The sequence below is a fragment of the Marinobacter sp. SS5-14b genome, assembly GCF_030541005.1.
Taxonomy (GTDB): domain Bacteria; phylum Pseudomonadota; class Gammaproteobacteria; order Pseudomonadales; family Oleiphilaceae; genus Marinobacter.
On the sequence record NZ_JASSVM010000001.1, the window covers coordinates 597,408 to 621,242 of the forward strand.

The following is a 23,835-nucleotide window of genomic DNA, read 5'->3' on the forward strand; positions in this document are numbered from 1 at the left end:
AGGTTTTTTTATGACTGAAACGCCAACCGCCATACCGGTTCCCCCGGCCCCGGAGAACATTCGCTGGCTGGCCACGCTGGAAGAGCTGGATCAATGGCTGGCAAGCCTGCCGCCCGGTTGTCCGGTGGCGCTGGATACCGAGTTCGAGCGCGTTTCCACCTTCTATCCGATCCCCGGGCTGGTTCAGTTGGGCGGTAACGGCGAATACTGGCTGGTTGATCCGGGTGTGGCCGAGGCATCGGCAGGCTTCCGGGCAATGATGGCCGATGCCCAGCGACCGAAGTTGCTCTATGCCATGAGCGAGGATCTCGAGTTGTTCCGGCACTGGCTGAATGTAGCGCCAGCCGGAGTGCTGGATTTGCAGATTGGCGCTGCGCTTGCGGGTGCGGGTTTTTCAGTGGGCTATGCCAGGCTGGTAGAATCCCTGTTCGGTGAAGTGCTCGATAAATCTGTGACTCGCTCTGACTGGGTTTCACGGCCCCTGACGCCCGAGCAGGAGCGTTACGCAGTCGACGACATCCGGTTTCTGGAGCCCCTGTCCAACTGGGTATCAGATAAGCTGAAAGAGCGGGGGCTTGAACATGCTCTGGCCGATGAGTCCCGCCGGTTTGCGGAGGAAGCCGCGAACCAGGAAGATCCCGGCCTGCACTACCTGAAGCTACGCGGTGGCTGGGGGCTCACCCCGGAGCAACAAGCCGTACTCCAGCGCCTGGTATCCTGGCGTGAGCAGGAGTGCCACCGCGTCGACAGGCCCCGTAACCGAGTGTTGAGTGATGCACTGTTGATTGCTATTGCCGAGCGTTGTCCGGGGTCACTCCGGGTATTGAATGATATTCAGGGCGTGCCGGGCGGTATTGTTAAGCGTTACGGGGATCACCTGCTGGAACTTGTTCGTGCCGGCAGAGAGGCTGATACTTCGTCACTGGAGTTGATCCCAAGGCCACTGACGCGAGATCAGCAGGCGCTCTACAAAAAAGTAAAGCGATGCTTTAACCGGGTGGCAGAACAGCATGATATTCCAATAGAAATTCTTGCACCGAGAAAGCGCATTGAAAGAATTCTCCAGGACCAGTCTCTGGAGGGTCACGCATTTTTTGAAGGCTGGCGCGAAGCACTGCTTGCTCCCGTAGCCGCTGACATTGAGGAACTTCTCCGATCATGACAAACCGCGAATTTGTTTCGGTGTTTCGCAGCAGCAAAAAAAGCGACACCTACCTGTACGTCCGTCGCGGCCAGAACTGGGATGAACTGCCGGAGCCACTGAGGTCCATCTTTGGCCAGCCGGTTCACGCCATGGACTTGCTGCTGACACCGGACAAACAACTGGCTCGAACCTCCGGCAAGGAGGTTATGGACGCGTTGGCGGAGAAGGATTTTTATCTGCAAATGCCGGAAGAGCAAGATACCTATATCGTCGATTTCAAACGCAAGGTCGAGCAGCGCAAAAAATGAGTGCTCAGATTCCCTTCTGGCAGCGGAAGCGCCTGGACGAAATGACACAGCCGGAATGGGAGTCCCTGTGCGATGGCTGTGGGCAGTGCTGTCTGCAGAAGCTGGAAGACGAAGATACCGGAGAGGTTTACCATACCGACCTGGTTTGCCGGTATATGGATGTGCAATCTGGCCAGTGTACGGTGTATTCACAGCGGCTGGAAAAAGTTCCCGAGTGTACGGTACTGACACCGGAAACCGTCGCCTCGTATTCCTGGCTGCCGTATACCTGTGCCTATCGTACCCTGGCCGAGAGCCGGCCATTGGCGGACTGGCATCCGCTGCGTTCAGGGGATCCTGAATCCGTCCATCGTGCGGGTGTTTCGGTTCGGGGCAGAGTCGTCTCTGAAAGCTCTGTGCCGGAAGAGGATTGGGAAGAACATATAATTCACTGGGTTCTGTAATGATCGATGCTAACGCCTCCCTGGCCTATGGAATATTCTGGGCCGCCTACGCCGTCGCTTTCGTGGTGCTGTTTTACATGATGAAGGCGCTGTTCCGGATTTTGCCGCTCTACGGCTTCCGCACGCTGCTCTTGTCGGCTCTGATGGTGCTGATACTCACGCCTGTTGAGTCTCCGGATCTGGCCGGTTGGTGGATACCAGCCTGGCTGTTTGCGGGCTATGAACTGATCCTCGGGGATGTCGATGCAGCGGGTGCGGCGCTGTTCAATTTTGGCGTTGCGGGTCTGATCATGCTGCTGGTGTGGATTCTTGACCTGGTCCGTTACCGGCTGGTGCGCAAGTAACCTGCACAACGAATCAAAAAAATAATGGGTGGGCGACCGTGATTATGAAGCGAATTCAGTGGTTTTTTGCAGTCCTTTTGGTGGTTTTTTTGCCGTGGCAGGCGACAGCACAAGAGGCGGCTCTGGCGTTGCCGGCGGGGGCTGACGTTCGCATTGTTGTTGATATGTCCGGGTCCATGAAGGAAACCGACCCGGACAACTTGCGTCGCCCTGCGGTGCGTTTGCTGGCCCGCATGCTACCCGAAAACGCCGAAGCCGGGCTGTGGACGTTCGGCCAGTACGTCAACATGCTGGTGCCCCATGGCACCGTCAATGAGGCATGGCGTAACACGGCTATCGAGCGGTCGGAGCAAATCAACTCGGTAGCGCTTCATACCAATCTGGGACTTGCCATTGAAAAAGCCAGTAACGACTGGTTGTCTGGCGGTACCCTTGAGAATACCCATCTGATTTTACTCAGCGATGGCAAGGTCGACATTCCGGGTGGCGAGTCGGCGAGTCGTGCGGAGGAGTCGCGGATTCTTGAGACTCTTCTGCCTGTCCTGCAAGCCAAGGGCGCAACCATCCATACGGTCGGCCTGTCTGAACGTGCCGATATTGAGTTCTTGCGCCAATTGGCGAAGGCAACCGGTGGTAGCTTCAGGCTGGCCCAGTCGGCCGAAGCGTTGAACCTGGCGTTCGCCGATGCTCTGAATACCGCTGTACCGCAGGAACAAGTGCCCATCGAGGGCGACGAGTTCTCGGTAGATGACGGTGTCACCGAATTTACGGCGTTGATTTTCTCGGGCGGCGCGTCGTCCGAGCCTTCCAGTTTGCAGTTGGCAAAGCCTGGTGGTGAGTTGTTCACCCCTGAAAACCTGCCTGAAAATGTGCGCTGGGCTGCAGAGCCCGGCTATGACCTGATCACAGTCACCGAGCCCATGGCAGGCGCCTGGCGGATTGTTGGCGATCTGGGGCAGGGTAGCAGGGTAACCGTGGTCAGTAATCTGCGCATGGTGGTGAGTCCCATCCCGCCAGAGTTCTCTGCCGAGACGCCGGTGAATCTGGAAGTGGCCTTTTTTGAAGGCGCTAACGCGATCCAGGATGCAGACTTCCTCGGTGTGATGGATGTAAAAGTCTCCATTACTGCCGCAGACGGGCGCCGGGGTACCAAGGTTCTCTCGGCAGATCAGCCGCCGGAAGATGGCATATACCGGGACACCGTTGAAAAACTGCCCGTTGTAGGGCGTTATCAAATAGACGTTGTTGCTGATGGCGGGACTTTCGCCCGTAAATTCAGTGCCATGACCAGTTTTGTCGTGCCGGGAGAGGAAGCGCCGGTCGCCGTGGTTTCGGAGCCTTTGGTGCCGGATCTCAGCGAGCAGATTGAACACCTCCCGTTTGAAGGAGCCGAGGCGCCGGTCGAGCCAGAATCAGAGACCGCTGAAGCGCCTGAGCCAGGCATTGAACCTGTACAAACCTCCGTACCTGATGCGGTAGAGCAGTCGGCAGAGCCGTCTGTCAGTGAACCTCAGGTTGTTGAGGCTGAACCCGAGCCCGCCGATCCAGTCGCGGAGCCGGAGCCAGAGAGCACGCCCATTCATGAGCCTGAAAATGGAACCCTTTGGGGTATCCCAGTCTGGCTCTATGGTGCGATTGCTGCGGTTGTGGTGATCGTTGTTGGCCTTGGCGTGTTTGCTGTTCGCCAGAAAAAAGCGAGGGCAGAGCAGGCCCAGGCGGCGGCCTCGGCCCGCGAAACCGTTGACGACTTGCCAGAAGAAGCCGCGCCACCGGTGCTGGAAGAGGCTGCAGCGGAGCCTGAGCCAGAGCCAGAGCCAGAGCCAGAGCCAGAACTGGCCGAGGATGAAGAGATCCCGGAAGTCACCGAAACCGTAGAATCGGTGGATGAGATCGAAGAAGATGAGTTTCCGATGGCCGTTGACGAGGTGGTTGAGGGCGTCGACGACTTGCCAGAAGATGAGCCCGCTGAAGGCCTGGATGACGATCTGGACGAGTTCGCGCTGGAAGATTTCGATCTCTCGGAATTCGATGATTTGCCCGATTTCGACGACGATCCGTCAGAGGCTGATGAGTCCGCGCAGAGTACTCAGGATAAGGCCAAAAAAGATCAGAACGCTAAAAAGTAACCGACAGGAAACAGACACATGAAGTTTACCGGCACCGAAAAATACGTAGCCACCGATGACCTGCAGATGGCTGTTAACGCAGCGATTGCGCTCCAGCGCCCGTTGCTGATCAAAGGCGAGCCTGGCACCGGTAAAACCTTGCTGGCGGAAGAAATGGCGGCAGCCTTGGGAATGAAGCTGATTCCCTGGCATATCAAGTCCACCACCAAGGCGCAGCAAGGCCTCTACGAGTACGATGCGGTTTCCCGATTGCGGGACTCCCAGCTGGGTGATGAAAAGGTCAAAGATATTCGCAACTACATTATCAAAGGCAAGCTTTGGGAAGCCTTTGATGCAGACGAGCAAGTGGTGCTGTTGATTGATGAGATCGACAAGGCCGACATCGAATTTCCTAACGACCTGCTGCTTGAGCTGGATCGCATGGAATTCTATGTCTATGAGACTCAGGAGTTCGTGAAGGCCCGGAAACGCCCCATCGTGGTCATCACCAGTAACAATGAAAAAGAACTGCCGGACGCCTTCCTGCGCCGCTGCTTCTTCCACTACATCAGCTTTCCGGACCATGACACCATGAAAGAGATCGTGGACGTGCATTTTCCGGGCCTTCAGCAGCAGGTGGTACGGGATGCGCTTGAAGTGTTTTTTGATGTGCGGAAGGTGCCTGGCATTAAGAAAAAGCCTTCTACCTCCGAACTCATCGACTGGCTGAAGCTGTTGATGGCCGACGAGCTGTCCGCCAAAGCGCTTCAGGAAAAAGACAGCAGTTCCGCATTGCCTCCGTTGTACGGGGCGCTGGTGAAGAACGAGCAAGACGTTCACCTGTTGCAGAAGCTGGCGTTTATGGCACGTCGCCGAAACTGATCTCTGGCAAGAGTTTCGCTTTATGTTGATCGATTTTTTCCTCGAAGTTCGCCGTGCGAAAGTGCCGGCCAGTCTGCGGGAGTTTCTGGACCTGCTGGAAGCGATTCAGCAGCGACTGGCTTTTGCCGACATGGAGGAGTTCTATTACCTGGCCCGGGTGTGCCTGGTGAAGGATGAGCGACACTTCGACAAGTTTGACCGTGCCTTCAAGGCCTATTTTGATGGCATCGAGAACCTGGACGACCTGCTGCAGGCGTTGATTCCGGATGAGTGGCTGCGGGCTGAGTTCGAAAAGCATTTGTCTGAGGAAGAAAAAGCCAAAATCGAGTCCCTGGGTGGGCTGGAAGAGCTGATTGAAACCTTCAAAAAGCGCATGGAAGAGCAAAAGGAGCGCCATGCAGGGGGTAACAAGTGGGTGGGCACCGGTGGCACCTCTCCATTCGGCGCTAATGGCTACAACCCGGAAGGTTTCCGTATTGGTCAGAAAAACGGTCGCCAGGGAAGGGCGGTAAAAGTCTGGGAAAAGCGGGATTACAAAGATCTGGACGACAGCATTACCCTGGGCATTCGTAACATCAAAGTTGCGTTGCGTCGCTTGCGGAAGTTTGCTCGCCAGGGCGCGGCGGATCAACTCGATATGGATGACACCATTCGCTCTACCGCCCGAAACGCAGGTTATCTTGACCTGAAAATGGTGCCGGAGCGGCACAATGCTGTGAAGGTACTGATCTTCTTCGATGTGGGTGGATCAATGGACCCTCACATCCGGGTGTGCGAAGAGCTGTTTTCTGCAGCGCGGCTTGAGTTCAAGCACATGGAGTATTTTTACTTCCATAACTTCGTTTACGAGAGTGTGTGGAAGAACAATATTCGCCGGATGAACGAAACCTCAAGCACCTGGGATATCCTGAACAAGTATACCCCGGACTATAAAGTGATCTTTGTGGGGGACGCCACCATGGCGCCCTATGAAATCACGCACCCCGGTGGTTCCATAGAGCACTGGAACGAAGAGGCGGGTGGCACCTGGATGCAACGTATTACCGAGCATTTCCGCAAAGTGGTTTGGTTGAACCCGTTGCCGGAAAGCTATTGGGGGTCTGGCGGTTCGTTAGGCATTACCCGGCAATTGGTCAACAACCATATGTACCCGCTCACCATTGAAGGGCTTGAGTCGGCAATGAAGCAGCTCACCAAATAACCCGGCTGCAGAAAAAAAGCCGATGCGGTTGAGGGCATCGGCAAAGCTCGGCATATACAAGCGGGCGCAGCCATTACGGTGCCCCGCCGCTACTGTATCTGCAAAGATTAAGCCGGAGTCCATTAAAAAGTTATAGATTCAATGAGTTAAGTTCAATTCCGCTTTGTCCTATCTACTTTCCGCTGTGCCTTGAATTCCCGACCTGTCAAATAGATCGACACTTTTCACTGTGTAAACCGCGTCAAAGTTTCATTTGGTGAAGCAGATACCGTTCTTGGTTGTTAGCGGGTGTTACTCTTTATTGCGATTTGTTACCCAGCCGCGCGCCAGCGATAGCGCGGCCACGCATGACAGGACACGTATGTTCGGCAAACAACAAACACAAGACTGCCGGATTGCCCCACGGAAGCCGGGGCGTTGGATATCCGGATTACTACTGGCCGTAAATCTGGTTGCCAGTGCACAGGCTGCATCGCTCGACTCGGAAATTGATCACCTGAGTACTGAGGTTGTCCGTCACAGCGACGGCGTGAAGGCGGTGGAACAGGCTGTGTTGCCGCTCACCGATACCCGTGTGGCGGTGTTCCTGTCACTTGGTGATCGTCAGGCATTGGAGCTGGACTCTGTAGAGCTTTATCTCGACGGTGAGCCGGTCAGTTCCCACCTCTACAATGACCGCGAACGGGAATCCCTGGGACAAGGTGGTGTGCATCAGATTTATACCGGTAATCTGGCCGCCGGTAGCCATCAACTTAAGGTCGTGGTTAATGCCCGCGCTGACAATAACCGTTTTGTGCGCCGTGAGATAAGCCATCCATTCCGCAAGCAGTCCGATAGGGTTGGGCTCAAAATGGCTCTGGATGCCAGAGCGCCAGAGTTCGAGCCGGACGTTTCATTTTTTAGTGTATCTGCGTCAGAGTTCACCAAACTTGCAGACGGAGTTAAGCAGTTTGTCTCGGCTGCGGAGCCTGGTGACAAGGCTGTTCAACGTAAGGGCTACGGTGATGCCCGGCAGCAGGAAAAGTTCAGGCTGGCGGAGCGCGAACGCCTTCAGGGCAGGACCGATGCCGCGGGCCGACACCTTGCGGCTATGGACGAAGGCTACTGGGCTGCATTGGGCTACATGAACCTGGCCGGGGACTTCGCAAGGGACGACCTCAACCCTTCCCGGGCCCTGGTGTCCTTGCGGGTTGCCATGGCCATGGCGGCAAAAGACACCAACACAGCGCGCAGTAAAAACCTGCTGAATCAGCTGCACCTTCGTGCCGGCTACCTGGCCCTGACGAATGAAGAGTATGACAAGGCCGTCGACTTTCTTGAGAAAGTTACTCTGGACAGCTATTACGCCCCGCATGCTCTTTACCTCCACGGTTTGGCCCTCGCAGAGAAAGACAACCACCGCGCAGCTATGCAGAGCTGGCATCGCGCTAAAAAATTTCCGCTTGCGTTTCCCGGCGTGTCCGATGCCTGGATTGGCATGGGGCGTGGCTATGATCTTGCGGGTTACCCCGGTCAGGCGGGTGAGTCCTGGCTGGCCGCAAACGCCGCCTATCAGGGTGAACGGGTTACTCTGAACAAGCTTGCAGAGCGAATTCGTGAAGACGGCGCGTATAAAGCATTGGTTGAGGACGCAAGGGGGCCGGATACACAGTGGTTTCTGGCAGACAGCCGCACGCTGACCCAACCCCGAATGGCCTACCTGTTTTTGTTTCTCGAGCAGCCCCCGGCCCAGGCCGCAGTGCGCCGCGTTGCCATGCTCGACAACATGGCGACGACCCTGGTCAACAACGATCATAATCTGGGCGTATTCATAGACGCACTGAATAACCTCAAGGCAGGAAACCCGTCGTCAGCCAGCATTCCCCGGAAGATTAACCCGCAGTTGGCAGAAGCCCGAAAACTGAAATCGCAGGCTGGTCAGCTGTTGGCGAAGGTGCACGAAGCCCGGGTGGTCGCTGCCAAAGCACTCGATGAACTGGCCCTGGCGTTTGTGGTCGGGGAAGACCGAAGGATGGCCCATGCCGTCGACAGGACCGAACAGCAAATTGCCCATCTGTACGAATACCTTGCCCTGGAAAACCTCGGGGAGGGCGCCCAATGACCCATCGTTTCGTTCGCACAGGCCTGTTGCCGCTGCTGGTTGCGGTTACGCTTCACCACGGATTGGCTCAGGCTCAGGAGGCGTTCCGGGTAGAGCTCGGTAAAGACGGTGAAACTCTCGGTGATATGCGGCCGGTGTTTCTCAAGTTTGAATCTCGCCCGCTTCCGGCCATTTCTCCAGCGGAAGTTGCGCGACGGTATCAGAAGTTGTTTGAAGGCTCAGATGAACCGGAAGTGCGCATTGATGCGCTGAATCGCCTCAACAACATCCGGGATCGCTCGGGCCAGAATATTGGTTTTTCCGAAGAGCGTGAGGCGGAAATTTATCGTGAGGTTCTTGATAGCTACGAGAACATACTCGCCCGGGGTTCCTTTTCCGGGCGCCTCGACGAACTCTTGTATCAGATGGCCAAGGCTCACGCGCTGACCGGCCAGCACAAGGAGTCCATTCAACGCCTGCGACAGTTGGTGGGCCTGTATCCGACATCCGACCTGGTTCCAGAGGCCAGATTCCGAATTGCCGAAGCAGCATTTTCCGCTGGCAATTATCAGGAGGCCGAAACCGGATACCGTGCCTTGCTGGATACTGATAATCGGCAGGAGTTGGCGACCAAGGCCAGGTACATGCTTGGCTGGAGTCAGTTCAAGCAGGGCGAGCAGGCCTGGAACCGCGCAGCGGAAAACTTCATGGAATTGCTTGATCAGCAACTGCCCGGGGCTCAGCAACTGCTCGCGCCGCCCGAGTCTGGCCTGGATATGATTGAGGACAGCTTCCGGGTTTTGGCGCTGATGGCATCGCGTACGGATGATCACCGGAGCCTGGCACGGTGGGTAGCCGAGCGGCCCGGATCCGTATGGCGGCACATTCTTTATGACAGGCTGGCCGACTTGCATGCAGTTGAAGGCCGTTATGCAAGGGCGGTGGCGGTTAATGATGCCTTTGTAGCCGCTTATCCTGAACACCCGTCTGATGCGGCGTTTATGGCTCAGAGTGTGGGCTTCTGGCAGATGGCGGGTGACACCGAACAAGCCAGGGCAGCCAAGGAAGGTTTTGTGGCCCGGTTTCGTGCCGATCACCGATATCAGGCGCTGGCCGCCAACCAGCAACAGAACTGGCAGAACTACAGCCGCTTTCTTGCCGATCATTATTATGCGACCGGAGCTGACTTTGATGGCCGTGGTGATACTGCCGCTGCCCGGGACGCCTGGCGTGCTGCAGCGGGTTACTACGAGGCTCTGGCATCGCGCTCCGGCACCGAGGGTGAGCTTCTTCATCTGGCCGGTGATGCCAGGTTGCTGTCCGGCAACCGCTTAAAAGCACTTGAGAACTTCCGGCTTGCCGGCTACGGCCAGGACTATAAGCGGGCATCGGAGGCAGCATGGGCCGCAATCACATTGCTTCGGGAAGATTTCGTCGCCGCTAAGGGAACGGCTCAGAATCTACAGCGCCTCAACGCTGTGAGCGAAGAAGAACAGCGATACAGTGAGGCCTTCGGGGTGGATGCACGGTTGTCCGGCCTGCGAGCTGATCTGGCTAATCACTGGTACGACGCCGGTCAATTCGAGCAGGCACTTGCCTATGCGAAAACCACCATCGACTGGCAGGGGGCCCAGCCGGACGAACGCTACGCCGCCTGGCTGGTTATTGCCAGAGTTCAGCACCGAAGCGGTGAGTTTGGCCTGGCTGAACGGGCCTGGCGCCAGGCACTGGGGCTTGCCGAGAAAGAATCGATACTGGCCGTATCAAAGCAACAGCAGGCCGATATCCGGGAGCAGTTGGCTACAGCCATTTACCGGCAGGGAGAGACGGCTGCAGCCGCGGGCAATGCGACCCTCGCGGTGGCGCACTTCCAAAGAGTGAGCAGTGTTGTGCCTGGCTCGGAATTGGCGATCAAAGCCCGATTTGATGCCGCCAATACCCTGCTTAAAGCATCCGACTGGTTGACTGCCGTTAACGAGCTTAACCGGTTCCGGTCTGATTATCCGAACCACCAGCTTACAGCTGAAACCGGTGAGAAGCTGGTGCTGGCGTATCAGAAATCGGGCCAACCGCTGAAAGCGGCCAACGAATTGTTGGGTGCCGCCGCAGGATCTTCCGACCCCTGGCCTCTGAGGCTGCGCGCTGCCGCGATTTATCATGAAGCCGGTGAAAACGAAGCTCGCAATACGCTCTACCGGGATTGGCTGGTAACGGCGCCAGCGCCCCGCAACGCCACCGACCATGTGCAGCAACAAACCATGCGCCAGCGGTTGATTGAATCCGGAGCCACCGACGGTGCAACACTGCAGGCGCTTGTAACCATTGAGTCCGGGAGCCAGTGGCACTCTGACGAAACGCTTTCCTGGGCCGGTGAGGCCGCGCTAGAACTCGGCACTCGGGCCGCAGAGAGGTTTTCGGCCATAGCCCTCGTTCATCCGCTGGAAGATTCCCTGGCCCGCAAACAACAAGCGCTCGAGCAAGCGCAGAACTACTTCCTGGAAGCGGAAACCTTCGCGGGTGAGCGGGTGGCCTCCGAGGTGCTCTATCGCAGAGCGGAGCTCTACCGGACACTGGCGAAAGATCTGATGGCATCCGAAGTGCCAGCCGAACTGAACGACATGGAAACCATGCAGTATCAGATGTTGCTGGAAGAAGAAGCCTATCCGCTGGAGGAGCGAGCGTTGGCGTTGCACGCACAAAACCATCAACGCATCATCACCCGTGGTTTTGATCAGTGGATCGGCCAGAGCCTGGACGTTCTGGCGGCTTTACATCCGGGACGCTACAACCGGGACCTGCGGTGGATGAGCTGGACTATGAAGGAGAACGACGGTGCCTGATTCCATACGCCAGTACGGTCGCTGCTTGATACTGATTGCCGCTGCCGGCCTCAGCGCCTGTGCCAGTACGGGGATAGCCCCAGGTTCAGAGGTTGAGGAAACACCTCGCGTGTACTCACCGGAACAGGCAGCGCAGTGGTCCAGCAAGGGCAAACTGGCTCATGAGCAGGGGGATATTGCCGGCGCCGTTGACGCCTGGCAGCAAGCCGTGAAGTTCAACCCGGCGGATGCCGTAACCGTGAATAACCTTGCCCTGGTACTGCAGCAGCAGCATCGCTTTAGCGAAGCCGCAAGGGTACTGAAGCAAGGCGTAGAAGCCTCCCCGGGGACCGCCGAATTGCATTACAACCTGGCGGTGATTTCCGAGCTCTATCTGCTTGATCTTGAGAGTGCCCTGGTCCATTACCAGCGTTATCAGGCACTCGCACCCGAAGAAGACACGATGGTTGCCGGCTGGATCGCCGATCTCGAACGGAGGCTGCAATGATGCGGATACCGGTAAGAGCTTTTCGGACCCTGCTGCTGGCTTTCACGGTCGTAATGCCTGCACTGGCCAGTGTTGACGAATCGGGCGCGCAAACACAGCGAACGCAACGCGCTCTGGAGGTTGCCGGCCTCTCCGCCAGTGTCGGAGAAGACGACCCACGGATTCTCTATATCTTGCCCTGGCAGACACCCAGTTTGCCCCGCAGGCCCCGGACCGAACTGAACCAGGCCGCACCGGAGCTCCTGCAACCCGTTTCAACCACCGCACTGGAGAATCACCGCCAGTTTCGGGAAACCCTGAACCCGCTGGTGCTGGAGCCAACCCTGGTTGTTCCGGCCCTCGATAAACCGTGACTCAGCAGTAACAACGGAGACTGACATCATGCTCGACACCATCATCCGATTCTTCCAGGAAGGCGGCCCTTTCATGTACCCCATCGCCATTGTGTTGGCGGTCGGCCTTGCGATCACGCTGGAGCGTTTTCTCTACCTGGGCTCGGTTCGACGCAGAAACCGGCTGGCCTTTGAGCGGGGTATTTTACCGGCACTGCAGAAGCGGGATTATCAGCGCGCCATGAAAGCTGCGACCAGTTCGGACAGTGCCATTGCCTCGGTTTTGGGTGCCGGTATTGCCCGCCTGCTGAACAACAGCCGTCGGGAGGATATCGAGTACGCCATGGAGGAAGGGTTGATGGAAGTGCTGCCGCGCCTGGAAAAGCGTACTCAGTATCTTGCCACTCTGGCCAATGTCGCGACGCTACTTGGGCTGCTGGGCACCATCATTGGTTTGATCGCGGCGTTTACCGCCGTCGCGGCCGCAGACCCGGCCCAGAAGGCGAGCCTGTTATCGGAAAGTATTTCGGTAGCGATGAACACCACGGCCTTCGGCCTGATTTCGGCGATTCCACTGCTGTTGTTCCATGCCTTGCTGCAAACCCGCACCAACGAGATCGTCGACAGTTTCGAGATGGCCGGTGTGAAACTGCTGAATATTGTTTCCGATCCGGAAGCCCGGAGTGTAACGGCCTGATGCCGTCAGTCTTTAAGCCAGTTTAAACAGGAGTATGGCGATATGAGACGCCGACACCGCAGGCTCACCACCTCGGCAGATCTGGATATCACGGCCTTTCTCAATCTGATGATTGTACTGGTACCGGTGCTGCTGCTTGGTATGGTGTTCAGCCAGATTCGAATGATCGAACTGAACTTTCCCGGTATGGAAGCCGGGCAGGCCCCCTCAGCACAAGACTTTCGACTGGTGGTTACCGTCATCCCGGCCGGGCTGGAAGTGGCCGACAGCGAGCGAGGGCTGATTGAAGTGCTGCCGGTGAATAACAACGCTCAGGACTTCGAGGGCCTGCGCACGGTTCTGCAACAGATCAAAAGCCAGGTGCCCGACAAAACCGACGTTATTCTCGAAGTCGGGCCGGATGTCGATTACCAGACACTGGTTTCCGTCATGGACGCGGTGCGTTCCTATCCCGCCGTTGTGGCCGCCAGTGTGGTCGAGGCGGAGCTGTTTCCCGACGTATCCCTGATGGATGCCGATGAAGGCCGGGCGCTGGCATCCCGACCGGCAAGTGACACGGGGGAGGGCGCATGAAAACATCCCGCAGATCCCGGTTGCGACAGCGACACTATGGCCGGATGCACAAGGCGGGAGGCCTGAACCTGGTTTCCCTGATGGACATCTTTACCATTCTGGTGTTCTTCCTGATGGTGAATTCATCCGATGTCAAAGTGATGCAGAACAACGCCGATGTGCCGCTGCCGACCTCCAGCGCGGAACAGGAAGCGGTTGAGAACTTGACGGTTCAGGTCAGCGGTCAGTCCATTCTGGTTCAAGGCAGAGAGGTTGCCAGGCTTGACGGAATAGAAGATGCGGACACCCGTATTGCCGGCCTCTCAGAGGAGCTGGCCTACCGCCGAAGCCGCTGGAGCGACGTGCCGGAGCAGGGTCTGGAAGTTACCATCATGGCGGCCAAAGACACCGATTACCGGTTGCTTCGGAAAATCATGCAAACCTGCGTAGACGAACAGTTCCGTCAGGTCCGGTTGGCGGTTGAGGCGGAGGTGCGCAATGGCTGAGCGTCATCCGTCGAATTTCAGCTCCCGATTACCGTGGAGTCGTGACCGGGCGGAGAGTGTCCGTTTTGGTTTAATAGTCTCGTTGGTACTGGCTGTTTTTCTGGTTCCGGCAGTACTGATCCCCTGGCTGGAGGTGCCCGAAATAGACCGGGCGGAAGCGGAAAAAGTGCCGCCCCGGCTGGCGAAGCTGGTTGAGCCGCCAAAGCCGGTCAAGCTTCCGGAGCCGGAACCTGTCAAAGAGCCCGAACCCGAACCTGAACCAGAAGTGGTCAAACAGGAGCCCAAGCCAGAACCCGAGCCGCCCTTGAGCAAGCCTGAGCCTGCCCCGGAGGTTGCAGAGCCGCCGGCGCAGACGACGGAACAGGCGCGGGAAACGGCTTCCCGCTCAGGCTTGTTTGCAATGAAAGACCGGCTGGCCGCATTGACCACCCCCGAGCCTGCAAAAGCGGATCGAACGCTCAAAGCCAATGTCAGTGGTGCAGAGGTCGACGGGTTGTCTGCACGGTCGCCCAACGACACAGTGCTTGCAGGCAGTGGTGGCGTTGCCAGTCGCGAAGGTCCGGCCGGAGAGGTGGATGTGGCAGGCCATAACGTCAGTGAGGTTCAGGCACCGAAAGAAGCAGCGCCTCAGGTTGCCAAAGTGCAGAAACCGGCACGTTCAACGGTCGGTGAACGTGCCATGAGTAACATTCGCCAGGTGTTCGACACCCAGAAGAGCGTGCTTTATTCACTGTATCAGCGTGAACTGCGCAAAGATCCGACCCTGGAGGGGAAGGTGACACTGGAACTGGTGATCGAACCCGATGGTTCGGTCTCTGTCTGCAACGTGGTGGGCTCGGAGCTGAGCAACCCGGCGCTGGAGCAGCGCATTGCGATGAGAGTACAGATGTTCAACTTTGGTGCGGCCAATGTGGAAGCCCGGAAGGTTCGATTCCCGATCGATTTCCTGCCGGGCTAAAGCTTCAGCTCTCGATGGTGATCTTCGGCAGCCGGGGTTTGCGCAGAGAAATTTTCTCGGTAGGCGCAATCACCTTGGCTTCGCCGAACACTACCTGGTCGTCATTCTGGTTTCGCACGTCGCAGGAAAGCACGACACGGTTTTTTGGCTCTTTGCGAAGGACTGTCAGGGTAACCGTCAGAGTATCCTCAAGCTTCACCGGACGCTTGAACGACAGGCTCTGTTCAAGATAGATCGTGCCGGGGCCGGGGATGACGGTGGCCAGAGCCGCGGAGATCAGTGAACCACTCCACATGCCGTGCGCAATGCGCTCCCTGAACATCGATTCTGCGGCGAATTCCGAATCCAGATGGACAGGGTTTACATCGCCAGACACCGCTGCGAACAGAACCAGTTCATCCTCGGTGAGGGTTCGGGCAAAGGTGGCGGAGTCGCCTTCATTCAGTTCGTCATAGGTGATGTTTTCAAGGGTATCCAGGGTGTCGCTCATTACAAACTCCGGCGGCTAACGTGTCGGGTACAGTTGTACCGATTGATGTTCTGAAAACTACCTCATTGATTACAAAACTGCTATTCTCTCTCCACTTTTTTTGAGGCTGAGACCTTTGTCGGGTTGATTTTCCTCCAGAATAGCGCCAATCAGACAGGAGATGGTGATGGATTTTGAGCAGTTCTATCAAGACAAATACCCCGCCGGCATTCCCCGTGAGGTGGATCTCAAAAAATACAAAAACATGGTGGATGTTTTTGATCAAGCGGTAAAAAAATACGCTGATAAACCAGCTTTTACCGCCGTTGGCGTGACCCTGACTTACAGGGATCTTGATACCCAGAGCCGGAACTTTGCGGCCTGGCTGCAAAACAAAACCGATCTGAAGCCCGGCGATCGCATTGCCGTGCAGATGCCCAACGTAACCCAATACCCGGTGGTTGTGTTTGGCGCCATGCGTGCGGGCCTGATTGTGGTAAACACCAATCCGCTTTACACCACGCGCGAGATGGAGCATCAGTTCAATGACTCCGGCGCCAAAGCGTTGGTGGTTCTTGCCAACATGGCTGATAACGCCGAGAAAGTGTTGCCCCACACCGGTATTGAACACGTTATCGTGACCGAAGTGGCCGACATGCATTCAACCGTCAAGCGCACCTTGATGAATGCGGTGGTGAAGCACGTCAAAAAGATGGTGCCCGCGTTCAATATTCCCGGTGCCCACAAACTGCCGGCGGTACTCAGCGCCGGTGCCCGTGAGAAGTTTACACCGGTCGACATCAAGCTGGATGATCTGGCCGCGCTGCAGTATACCGGTGGTACTACCGGTGTGGCGAAAGGTGCCATGCTGACGCACGCCAACCTCGTGGCCAACCTGACTCAGGTTCGCCCGATGCTGGAAGATCAGGTGGCTGAAGGCCAGGAAGTGGTCATCGCGCCGTTGCCGCTGTACCATATTTACTCCTTTACGCTGAACTGCGGCATCATGCTGGAAGCCGGTGCTCACAACATCCTGATCCCGAACCCCCGTGATATTCCGGGCTTTGTGAAAGAGCTTCAGAAGCAGAAATTCTCCGCATTCATCGGCCTGAACACCCTGTTTGTCGCCTTGTGCAACAACGAAGACTTCCAGGACCTGGATTTCTCCGGCCTGAAGTTGACGGCGTCTGGCGGCATGGCATTGAACAGCGACACCGCCAAGATGTGGGAGCGAGTAACCGGCTGTGAAATCAGCGAAGGTTACGGCATGACAGAAACCTCTCCGGTGGTGACCTTCAATCCGCGCAGCGCGATCCAGATTGGCACCATCGGCCTGCCGATTCCCTCTACCATCGTGACAACCATCGATGATGAAGGAAATGAAACGCCGATCGGCGAGCCCGGTGAGCTGTGTGTGAAGGGTCCTCAGGTTATGCGTGGCTACTGGCAGCGCCCGGAAGACACCCAGAAGTCGTTCACCGAGAACGGATTCCTGAAGACTGGCGACATCGCCTTGATCCAGGAAGATGGCTACATTCGCATCGTTGATCGCAAGAAAGACATGATCATCGTGTCGGGCTTCAACGTGTTCCCGAATGAAATCGAAGACGTAGTAACCAGCCACCCGAAGGTGATTGAGTGTGCTGCCGTGGGTATCGACGACGCCAAGAGTGGCGAGGCGGTCAAGGTTTACGTTGTGCCAACGAAAGAAGGCGTAACCGCAAACGAACTGAAGGAATTCTGCCGTGAGCGCCTGACGGCTTATAAAGTGCCGAAGCATTTCGAGTTCCGGGACGAACTGCCCAAGAGTAACGTGGGCAAGATTCTTCGCCGCGAACTGCGGGACGAGGCAAACGCCAAGTAACACTGGCAGGAGGCAACTCCAGGCTTACAAAGACCCTGCTTCGGCAGGGTCTTTGTGTTTATAAGCCCCGGTTTTCTCGATAGACTGTTACGCCTGCAATCCTAACCCATGATCTGAAGAGCCCACAGCCCGTTAATGACCGACACAACCCGGACACACAACCCGGCGCCAGAACCTGCTGACCCAAAGGCCGCGGTAAAGGCGTTTATGAGCCAGCTTGACGCCTGCAACCAGACCGAAGCTGCGCGTATTATTCGGCGCGTCAGCCGCCACAAGGGCGTGCCCGGGCAGAAGGATCTGGAGACCATGGCGCACTGGCTGGAGCAGGGGCTGGAAAAAGTTCGCCGACGCCAGGCATTGCACAAGCCTGCCAGCTTCCCGGAAGGTTTACCGGTCAGCTCCCGGGTTGATGACATCAGTGACGCCATTCGTCAGCATCAGGTGGTGATTGTCGCGGGTGAAACCGGGTCTGGTAAAACCACGCAGATCCCAAAAATCTGCCTGAATCTCGGTCGCGGTATTCGTGGTTTGATTGGTCACACTCAGCCACGGCGAATTGCCGCACGCAGCGTATCCAGTCGCATTGCAGAGGAGTTAGGTGAACCGGTCGGTCGGCAGATCGGTTATCAGGTGCGATTCACCGACAACACCTCGGAAGATTCCAGGGTCAAAGTGATGACCGACGGTATTCTGCTGGCAGAAGTGCAGCACGACCGGTTTTTGGATCGTTACGACACCCTGATTATTGATGAAGCCCACGAACGCAGCCTGAACATTGATTTCCTGCTGGGCTACCTGAAACAACTGTTGCCCAAGCGTCCGGATCTTAAGGTGGTCATCACGTCTGCCACCATTGAAGTAGAGCGCTTCAGCGAATTCTTCAATCAGGCACCGGTTATAGAAGTCAGCGGCCGTACCTATCCGGTAGACGTTCGTTATCGGCCACTGGCCGGTGATGAAGATGATCGGGATCAGGGCTGGACCGATGGCATTCTGTCTGCTTTGGACGAGATCGAACAGCACGAGCGCAGCGAAAAGCAGCCGCCAGGCGATGTTCTGGTTTTCCTGCCCGGCGAGAGGGAAATACGGGCCCTGAGTAAAGTGCTTCGCCATGCCGAGCTACGCCACACTGATGTGCTGCCCCTGTATTCCCGGTTGAGCAACCAGGAACAGAATCGGGTGTTCCAGGCCCACAAGGGTCGGCGCATCGTGCTGTCGACCAACGTGGCAGAAACCTCGCTCACGGTGCCGGGTATTCGCTATGTTATCGATACCGGCGTCGCCCGTATCAGCCGCTACAGTGTTCGCTCCAAGATCCAGCGCCTGCCCATTGAGCCCATTTCTCAGGCCAGTGCCAACCAGCGGGCCGGGCGGTGTGGTCGGGTGGCACCGGGCATCTGCTTCCGGCTGTATGACGAAACCGATTTTCTGAACCGGCCTGAGTACACCGATCCGGAGATTCTGCGAACCAATCTCGCATCGGTCATTCTCCAGATGGCGACCTCGGGCCTCGGTGAAATTCGCCAGTTCCCGTTTCTGGAAGCCCCGGACCGCCGCCAGGTCAATGATGGCTACAAGCTTCTGGAAGAGCTCAGCGCGGTGGATGATAAACGCCGGGTAACCAAGCTCGGCCGCACCATGTCCCGGCTTCCGCTGGACCCGCGCCTGGCCAGAATGCTGGTTACATCGGCGGACCATGGCAGCCTCGCAGAAGTGCTTATCGTGATCGCCGGCTTGAGTGTTCAGGACCCCCGTGAAAGGCCCCAGGACAAGCAACAGGCTTCCGATCAGGCCCATGCACCGTTCAACGACAAAGAGTCGGATTTTGCCACGCTCCTGAATATCTGGAACTGGTTTGAAGAGCAACGTCAGGAACTGTCCCAGAACCAGCTCAAGAAGTTGTGCCAGAAAACCTTCCTGAGCTGGATGCGTATGCGGGAGTGGCGCGATATTCACCGGCAGCTCACACTGATCTGCCGGGAACAAAAACTCACCATGAATCGTGAGCCGGCCAGTTACGATGCCATTCATCAAGCGATTCTTGCAGGCTTGCTTGGCCAGGTGGCCGTGAAGGTAGAGAAACGTGAATATCTGGCCACCCGCAATCGCAAGGTCATGATTTTCCCGGGTTCCAAAGTGGCGAAATCCGGCCCCAAATGGATTGTGGCAGCGGAGATTGTGGAAACCAGCAAAGTGTTCGCCCGGATGGTGGCAAGCATTCAGCCTGAATGGGTGGAGCCGCTGGCAGGCCATATCGTCAAGCACCACTTTTTTGAGCCCCACTGGGAGCAGAAGCGCGCCCAGGTCATGGGCTATGAGAAGGTCACGCTCTACGGCCTGGATGTCGTGGCAAAGCGCCGTATTCCCTATGCCAAGGTGGACCCGGTCGAGTGTCGTAATCTGTTTATCCGCCGAGCGCTCGTGGAAGGTGACTACCAGTCGAAAGCGCCGTTCATTGCCCGTAACCGGGACATGCTGGATACCGTCGAAAACCTGGAAAAGAAAACACGCAGGCGGGATCTGCTGGTGGACGACGAAGTGCTGGTGGCTTTTTACGATGCACGCTTGCCGTCCGATATCGTCAGTGGCCGGCACTTCGAGACCTGGTGGAAAGGCTTGTCGCCAGAGGCCCTGAGCAAACTGGAGCTGACCGAAGCAGACGTTCTTCAGCGTCCTCTGGACCAGGCTGCTGCCGAACAGTACCCCGATTACCTGGAGTGGGAAGGGGTGAAGTACCCGCTCAGCTATGAGTTTGAACCGACCAGCGAGCGTGACGGTGTGACCCTTAACGTGCCACTGATGGCAGTGCGGCAGATACCGTCCCGGCGTCTTGAGTGGCTGGTGCCGGGGCTGCTTAGAGAAAAATGCATCGCGCTGATCAAAGGCTTGCCGAAAGCCCTGCGGCGAAATTTTGTGCCTGTTCCCGATTTTGTCGATGCGGCTCTGGCGAACATGCAGCCGGGCAACGAGCCACTGGCGATCAAGCTGGCGGATCAGTTGCGGCGCATGACCGGCGTACAGATAGACCCCGAAGCCTGGCCTGAGGCTGACCTGCCGCGGCATCTGCGAATGAATCTCAGGGTCACCGGCAATAAAGGGAAGTTGATCGCAGAAAGCCGAAACGCCGACGAGTTACAGGCAACACTCGAAGGCAGGGCGGAAGAAGCCCTGGCAACCGCGGCAAGTGAAGATACCGGTAAGCAACCCGCCGGCGACCATACCGACTGGCAGTTTGGTTCTCTGCCGGAGCAGGTGCAGACGGAAAAGGGCGGCATGCAGGTAACGGTGTATCCGGCACTTGAAGACCTGGGTAAGCGAGTGCGTGCGATTCGTTGCCTCGACCGCCTGACGGCAGAAAATACGACACGCAGGGGTGTTGCCCGCTTGATCATCAACCGCTTCGGCAGCACCTTGTCTGATCTTGAGCGCAAGTTGCCCAGGTTCAAACAGTCGGCTTTGATGTTCGCACCGGTAGGCCAGGCCAAAGTGTTGCTGGATGATTTGTTGCTGGCGGCGGTTATGGAGCATTTTCTGACGGCTGCTCTGCCAAGGGATGAAGCTAGCTTTGATCAGGTGTTCAATGCGCACCGGGGCGACTTTATCCCGGCACTGGAGCAGGCCGATGAGCGCCTGTTTCAGGCAATGAGTGGTTACCAGAAGGTTGCAAAACAGCTTAAAGGTAAGATCAGCCTGGCGATGGCTAATAGTATGTCTGACCTTAAGTTCCAGCTACAACACCTTGTATACCCAGGGTTTCTTGTATCGACACCCTCTCAGTGGCTGGCGCGGTTCGGCGTTTATTTCGAGGCGGCCCTTGTTCGACTGGAGAAAATGCCAAGGGAAATGGGCAAGGAGCGGGAGTTCCTGCACAGTATCGAGCCGCTGTGGGCCCGTTACGCGACTAAGCTCGAACAACAAAAGCGTCAGGGCGTGCGCGATCCGGAGCTGGAGTTGTACCGTTGGATGCTGGAGGAATACCGGGTGTCATTTTTTGCCCAACAACTGGGCACAGCCATGACGGTCTCCGCCAAGCGGCTCGACAAACAATGGCAGCAAACCCGGATCTGATTGCGCTCTCTGATTGCACACTGATGGTGCGTTTCCGGAGACTGGACGATCGTCCCACGGGCAATTTTGACGGACTGTGTTAGTATTTCCGACAGCGTGTTGTCAAAAACTGTTTTTATAACCATGACGTGGGGTTATTGTGATCAAAGCCGTCATCAGCGGAACCGGCCTGTATACGCCGCCCGCCATCATTGAAAACGACGAGTTGGTTGAAGCGTTCAACCAGTATGTAGAGCTCTATAACAATGAGCATGCGGAAGAAATAGCCCGCGGTGAGTTGGCCGAACTTCAACCGTCGTCCTCTGCTTTTATAGAAAAGGCCTCCGGCATCAAACGCCGGCACGTTATTGATCGGGAAGGCATTCTCGACCCCAGGCGGATGGCCCCCTACATTCCCGAGCGAAGTAATGATGAGCCCTCGGTACAGTGCGATATGGCGGTGGACGCCTGTAAAGAAGCGCTGGCCCAAGCCGGCAAGTCCGCCGCCGATGTGGATGCGGTTATTGTGGCCTGCTCAAATCTTCAGCGTGCTTATCCGGCGGTTTCGATCGAAGTTCAGGAGGCCCTGGGCATTGAGGGCTTTGCCTACGATATGAACGTGGCTTGCAGTTCTGCCACCTTTGGGTTGCAGGCGGCGGTTAATGCGGTGGAAAACGGGACCGCCCGGGCTGTATTGGTCGTTAGCCCGGAAATCTGTTCGGGCCACCTGAATTTCCGGGACCGCGACAGCCACTTCATCTTTGGTGATGCATGCACCGCGATTTTGGTCGAGCGCGAGCAGGATACCAAACCGGGACAGGGCTTCGAGATTCTCGGAACGCGCCTGAAAACCAAATTTTCCAATAATATCCGTAACAACTTCGGGTTTCTGAATCGTGCCGACGAATCAGGGATTGGCCAGCCAGACAAGCTGTTCATTCAGCAGGGCCGCAAGGTGTTCAAGGAAGTGTCACCGCTGGTGGCGGAAACCATTCAGAGCCATCTGGAATCGCTGCAACTGGCACCGGATAACCTCACCCGCATGTGGTTGCATCAGGCCAACCTGAACATGAATCAGCTGATTTCCCGCAAGGTTTTGGGGCGAGATGCCACCCTGGAAGAGGCTCCGGTCATACTGGATGAATACGCCAACACCAGTTCCGCTGGCTCGATCATTGCGTTCCATCAGCACAAGGATGACCTGAAAGCCGGCGACCTGGGCGTTATCTGCTCATTCGGCGCCGGCTATTCCATTGGCAGCGTTGTCGTTCGCCACCGCTAAGCCTGTCTACTTCGCTGCCAGTGCCCTGAGGGTATCTGGCAGCGGGGTGGATTTCCGGGTAGTCCGGTCCATCCAGACAATCTTTGCATAGCCCTCCGCGTAGACGTCGCCAGTCTCCGCATCCTTAAGCAGGTGGTAAGTATCCAGGCTGGTATTTCCTGCCTTGTCCGCGTATGTTTCAACCACAACGCTGGCCGGGTGCGTCAATTCCTTCAGAAACGTGGCGCTGGTCTTTATAATGACCGGTCCTGTGGGATCGTCGGTTTTGCCGAGCCCCAGTTCTGCCAGCCAGACAATGCGGGCTTCCTCATAGAAGCGGAAGTAAACCGTGTTGTTTGCGTGGCCGTATGCATCCATGTCGCCCCAACGCAGGGCCATGGCAAGGGAACTGACGAGATTGCCCGGTACTGACATCTGATTTCCTCCGGAAGGCTTTCATTAAAATAACAAAACGCCTGTATTGTCGACGAACAGAAACAGATTAAACAACCCAAGAGATGAAAATGAGAAAATCCAATATCCGGTATTGGTCAAATGCGGCTTCGGGGCTGCTGCTTCTGGCCTTGGTAGCCGGCACTCCTGCCTTTGCCCAGAATGTCCAGGAACCTCCGGAATATGGCGCACCGGCGGTGAATGCCAGCGATCCTTACGAAAAGTGGAATCGTAACATTTTTGTTTTTAACGATACGGTCGACCAATGGTTTCTGCGCCCGGTGGCCCAGGCGTACCGAACGGTCACGCCGGATCTCGTTGACCGCGGCGTCACGAACTTTTTCAACAACCTGACCGAAATTCGCAACTTCACCAACAGTCTGCTGCAGTTGAAAGGTGAATCAGCCGTTGTTGCTTTCGGGCGGTTTACCTATAACACGGTGTTTGGTCTGGGTGGCCTGATCGATGTGGCAACGGCGTTCGATCTGCCCGAGCGTCCTGAAGATTTTGGCCAGACGCTGGGCTATTGGGGAGTGGGTTCTGGCCCCTATCTGATGTTGCCGCTGCTGGGGCCTTCAACGCCTCGGCATTTTACCGGCCTTGCGAGCGACAGTTTCATGCTGCCTTCCGCCTGGGATTCGGTTGAAAGCCCGGAGTGGTATTACTTGCGCGGATTGCAGGTCGTCGATAAAAGAGCCGACCTGATACCGGCAGAAAGCTTCATTTCCGGTGACCGGTACACGTTTGTGAGAAATGCCTTTCTGCAACGTCGTGAATTCATGATTAACGATGGTAAGATCATGGAAGACCCCTTCGCCAGTGATGACGAAGAAGACCTGATGCTTGAAGACTTCTGAGCATC

Annotated in this window: 21 protein-coding genes; 19 read left to right on the top strand and 2 right to left on the bottom strand. The window is 56.7% G+C overall.

Translation table 11 applies throughout. The annotated features are described in order from the left end of the window. Positions 1-10: 10 nt before the first annotated feature. The 15 genes from QPL95_RS02770 (at position 11) to QPL95_RS02840 (ending at position 14,879) form a co-directional block, all read left to right on the top strand. The gene (locus QPL95_RS02770; RefSeq protein WP_303289468.1) at positions 11-1,162 is read left to right on the top strand and encodes an HRDC domain-containing protein; all 1,152 of its coding nucleotides are present in this window, start codon (positions 11-13) and stop codon (positions 1,160-1,162) included. Then, complete coding sequence (locus QPL95_RS02775) at positions 1,159-1,452, top strand: YcgL domain-containing protein (RefSeq protein WP_303289469.1); 294 nt, start codon at positions 1,159-1,161, stop codon at positions 1,450-1,452. Before QPL95_RS02770 ends, QPL95_RS02775 begins: the two co-directional genes overlap by 4 nt. Next, entirely contained in the window at positions 1,449-1,895 is a 447-nt protein-coding gene (locus QPL95_RS02780; RefSeq protein WP_303289470.1) for a YcgN family cysteine cluster protein, read from the top strand. Before QPL95_RS02775 ends, QPL95_RS02780 begins: the two co-directional genes overlap by 4 nt. Then, positions 1,895-2,239, top strand: coding sequence for a hypothetical protein (locus QPL95_RS02785; protein ID WP_303289471.1), 345 nt, complete (start codon positions 1,895-1,897; stop codon positions 2,237-2,239). The genes QPL95_RS02780 and QPL95_RS02785 overlap by 1 nt, the downstream gene beginning before the upstream one ends. A gap of 44 nt (positions 2,240-2,283) precedes the next feature. Next, positions 2,284-4,365, top strand: coding sequence for a VWA domain-containing protein (locus QPL95_RS02790; RefSeq protein ID WP_303289472.1), 2,082 nt, complete (start codon positions 2,284-2,286; stop codon positions 4,363-4,365). A gap of 18 nt (positions 4,366-4,383) precedes the next feature. Further along, entirely contained in the window at positions 4,384-5,226 is an 843-nt protein-coding gene (locus QPL95_RS02795) for a MoxR family ATPase (protein ID WP_303289473.1), read from the top strand. A 22-nt stretch (positions 5,227-5,248) separates the two neighbouring features. Next, positions 5,249-6,427 carry a VWA domain-containing protein gene (locus tag QPL95_RS02800; protein WP_303289474.1) on the top strand — a complete coding sequence of 393 codons (1,179 nt, stop codon included), beginning with the start codon at positions 5,249-5,251 and terminating at the stop codon, positions 6,425-6,427. A 361-nt stretch (positions 6,428-6,788) separates the two neighbouring features. Continuing rightward, positions 6,789-8,528, top strand: coding sequence for a lipopolysaccharide assembly protein LapB (locus tag QPL95_RS02805; protein ID WP_303289475.1), 1,740 nt, complete (start codon positions 6,789-6,791; stop codon positions 8,526-8,528). Beyond that, on the top strand, positions 8,525-11,347 hold the full coding sequence (gene bamD / locus QPL95_RS02810) for an outer membrane protein assembly factor BamD (protein WP_303289476.1): 2,823 nt from the start codon (positions 8,525-8,527) through the stop codon (positions 11,345-11,347). The genes QPL95_RS02805 and bamD overlap by 4 nt, the downstream gene beginning before the upstream one ends. Then, positions 11,340-11,834, top strand: coding sequence for a tetratricopeptide repeat protein (locus QPL95_RS02815; protein ID WP_303289477.1), 495 nt, complete (start codon positions 11,340-11,342; stop codon positions 11,832-11,834). The genes bamD and QPL95_RS02815 overlap by 8 nt, the downstream gene beginning before the upstream one ends. Further along, positions 11,831-12,187, top strand: coding sequence for a hypothetical protein (locus QPL95_RS02820; RefSeq protein WP_303289478.1), 357 nt, complete (start codon positions 11,831-11,833; stop codon positions 12,185-12,187). The genes QPL95_RS02815 and QPL95_RS02820 overlap by 4 nt, the downstream gene beginning before the upstream one ends. A gap of 28 nt (positions 12,188-12,215) precedes the next feature. Continuing rightward, entirely contained in the window at positions 12,216-12,863 is a 648-nt protein-coding gene (locus QPL95_RS02825) for a MotA/TolQ/ExbB proton channel family protein (RefSeq protein WP_303289479.1), read from the top strand. 42 nt (positions 12,864-12,905) lie between these two features. Then, entirely contained in the window at positions 12,906-13,436 is a 531-nt protein-coding gene (locus tag QPL95_RS02830; protein ID WP_303289480.1) for a biopolymer transporter ExbD, read from the top strand. After that, the gene (locus tag QPL95_RS02835) at positions 13,433-13,921 is read left to right on the top strand and encodes a biopolymer transporter ExbD (RefSeq protein ID WP_303289481.1); all 489 of its coding nucleotides are present in this window, start codon (positions 13,433-13,435) and stop codon (positions 13,919-13,921) included. Before QPL95_RS02830 ends, QPL95_RS02835 begins: the two co-directional genes overlap by 4 nt. Then, positions 13,914-14,879 (top strand): AgmX/PglI C-terminal domain-containing protein, encoded by a 966-nt coding sequence (locus QPL95_RS02840; protein WP_303289482.1) that lies wholly within the window; start codon positions 13,914-13,916, stop codon positions 14,877-14,879. The genes QPL95_RS02835 and QPL95_RS02840 overlap by 8 nt, the downstream gene beginning before the upstream one ends. 4 nt (positions 14,880-14,883) lie before the next feature. Here QPL95_RS02840 and QPL95_RS02845 read toward each other — a convergent pair whose 3' ends face one another. After that, positions 14,884-15,369 (bottom strand): MaoC/PaaZ C-terminal domain-containing protein, encoded by a 486-nt coding sequence (locus tag QPL95_RS02845; RefSeq protein ID WP_303289483.1) that lies wholly within the window; start codon positions 15,367-15,369, stop codon positions 14,884-14,886. Positions 15,370-15,535: 166 nt separating this feature from the next. Between QPL95_RS02845 and QPL95_RS02850 the strand changes: the two genes are divergently transcribed. From QPL95_RS02850 to QPL95_RS02860, 3 genes are all read left to right on the top strand, one after another. Continuing rightward, complete coding sequence (locus tag QPL95_RS02850) at positions 15,536-17,212, top strand: long-chain fatty acid--CoA ligase (RefSeq protein WP_303289484.1); 1,677 nt, start codon at positions 15,536-15,538, stop codon at positions 17,210-17,212. 207 nt (positions 17,213-17,419) lie between these two features. After that, complete coding sequence (gene hrpA, locus QPL95_RS02855) at positions 17,420-21,280, top strand: ATP-dependent RNA helicase HrpA (protein WP_303289485.1); 3,861 nt, start codon at positions 17,420-17,422, stop codon at positions 21,278-21,280. 139 nt (positions 21,281-21,419) lie between these two features. After that, complete coding sequence (locus QPL95_RS02860; RefSeq protein ID WP_303289486.1) at positions 21,420-22,541, top strand: beta-ketoacyl-ACP synthase III; 1,122 nt, start codon at positions 21,420-21,422, stop codon at positions 22,539-22,541. Positions 22,542-22,547: 6 nt separating this feature from the next. Here QPL95_RS02860 and QPL95_RS02865 read toward each other — a convergent pair whose 3' ends face one another. After that, complete coding sequence (locus QPL95_RS02865) at positions 22,548-22,955, bottom strand: thioesterase family protein (RefSeq protein ID WP_303289487.1); 408 nt, start codon at positions 22,953-22,955, stop codon at positions 22,548-22,550. Positions 22,956-23,038: 83 nt separating this feature from the next. On the opposite strand from QPL95_RS02865, the gene QPL95_RS02870 reads away from it, so the two are divergent. Then, entirely contained in the window at positions 23,039-23,830 is a 792-nt protein-coding gene (locus tag QPL95_RS02870) for a VacJ family lipoprotein (RefSeq protein WP_303289488.1), read from the top strand. The last annotated feature ends 5 nt before the right edge of the window (positions 23,831-23,835 follow it).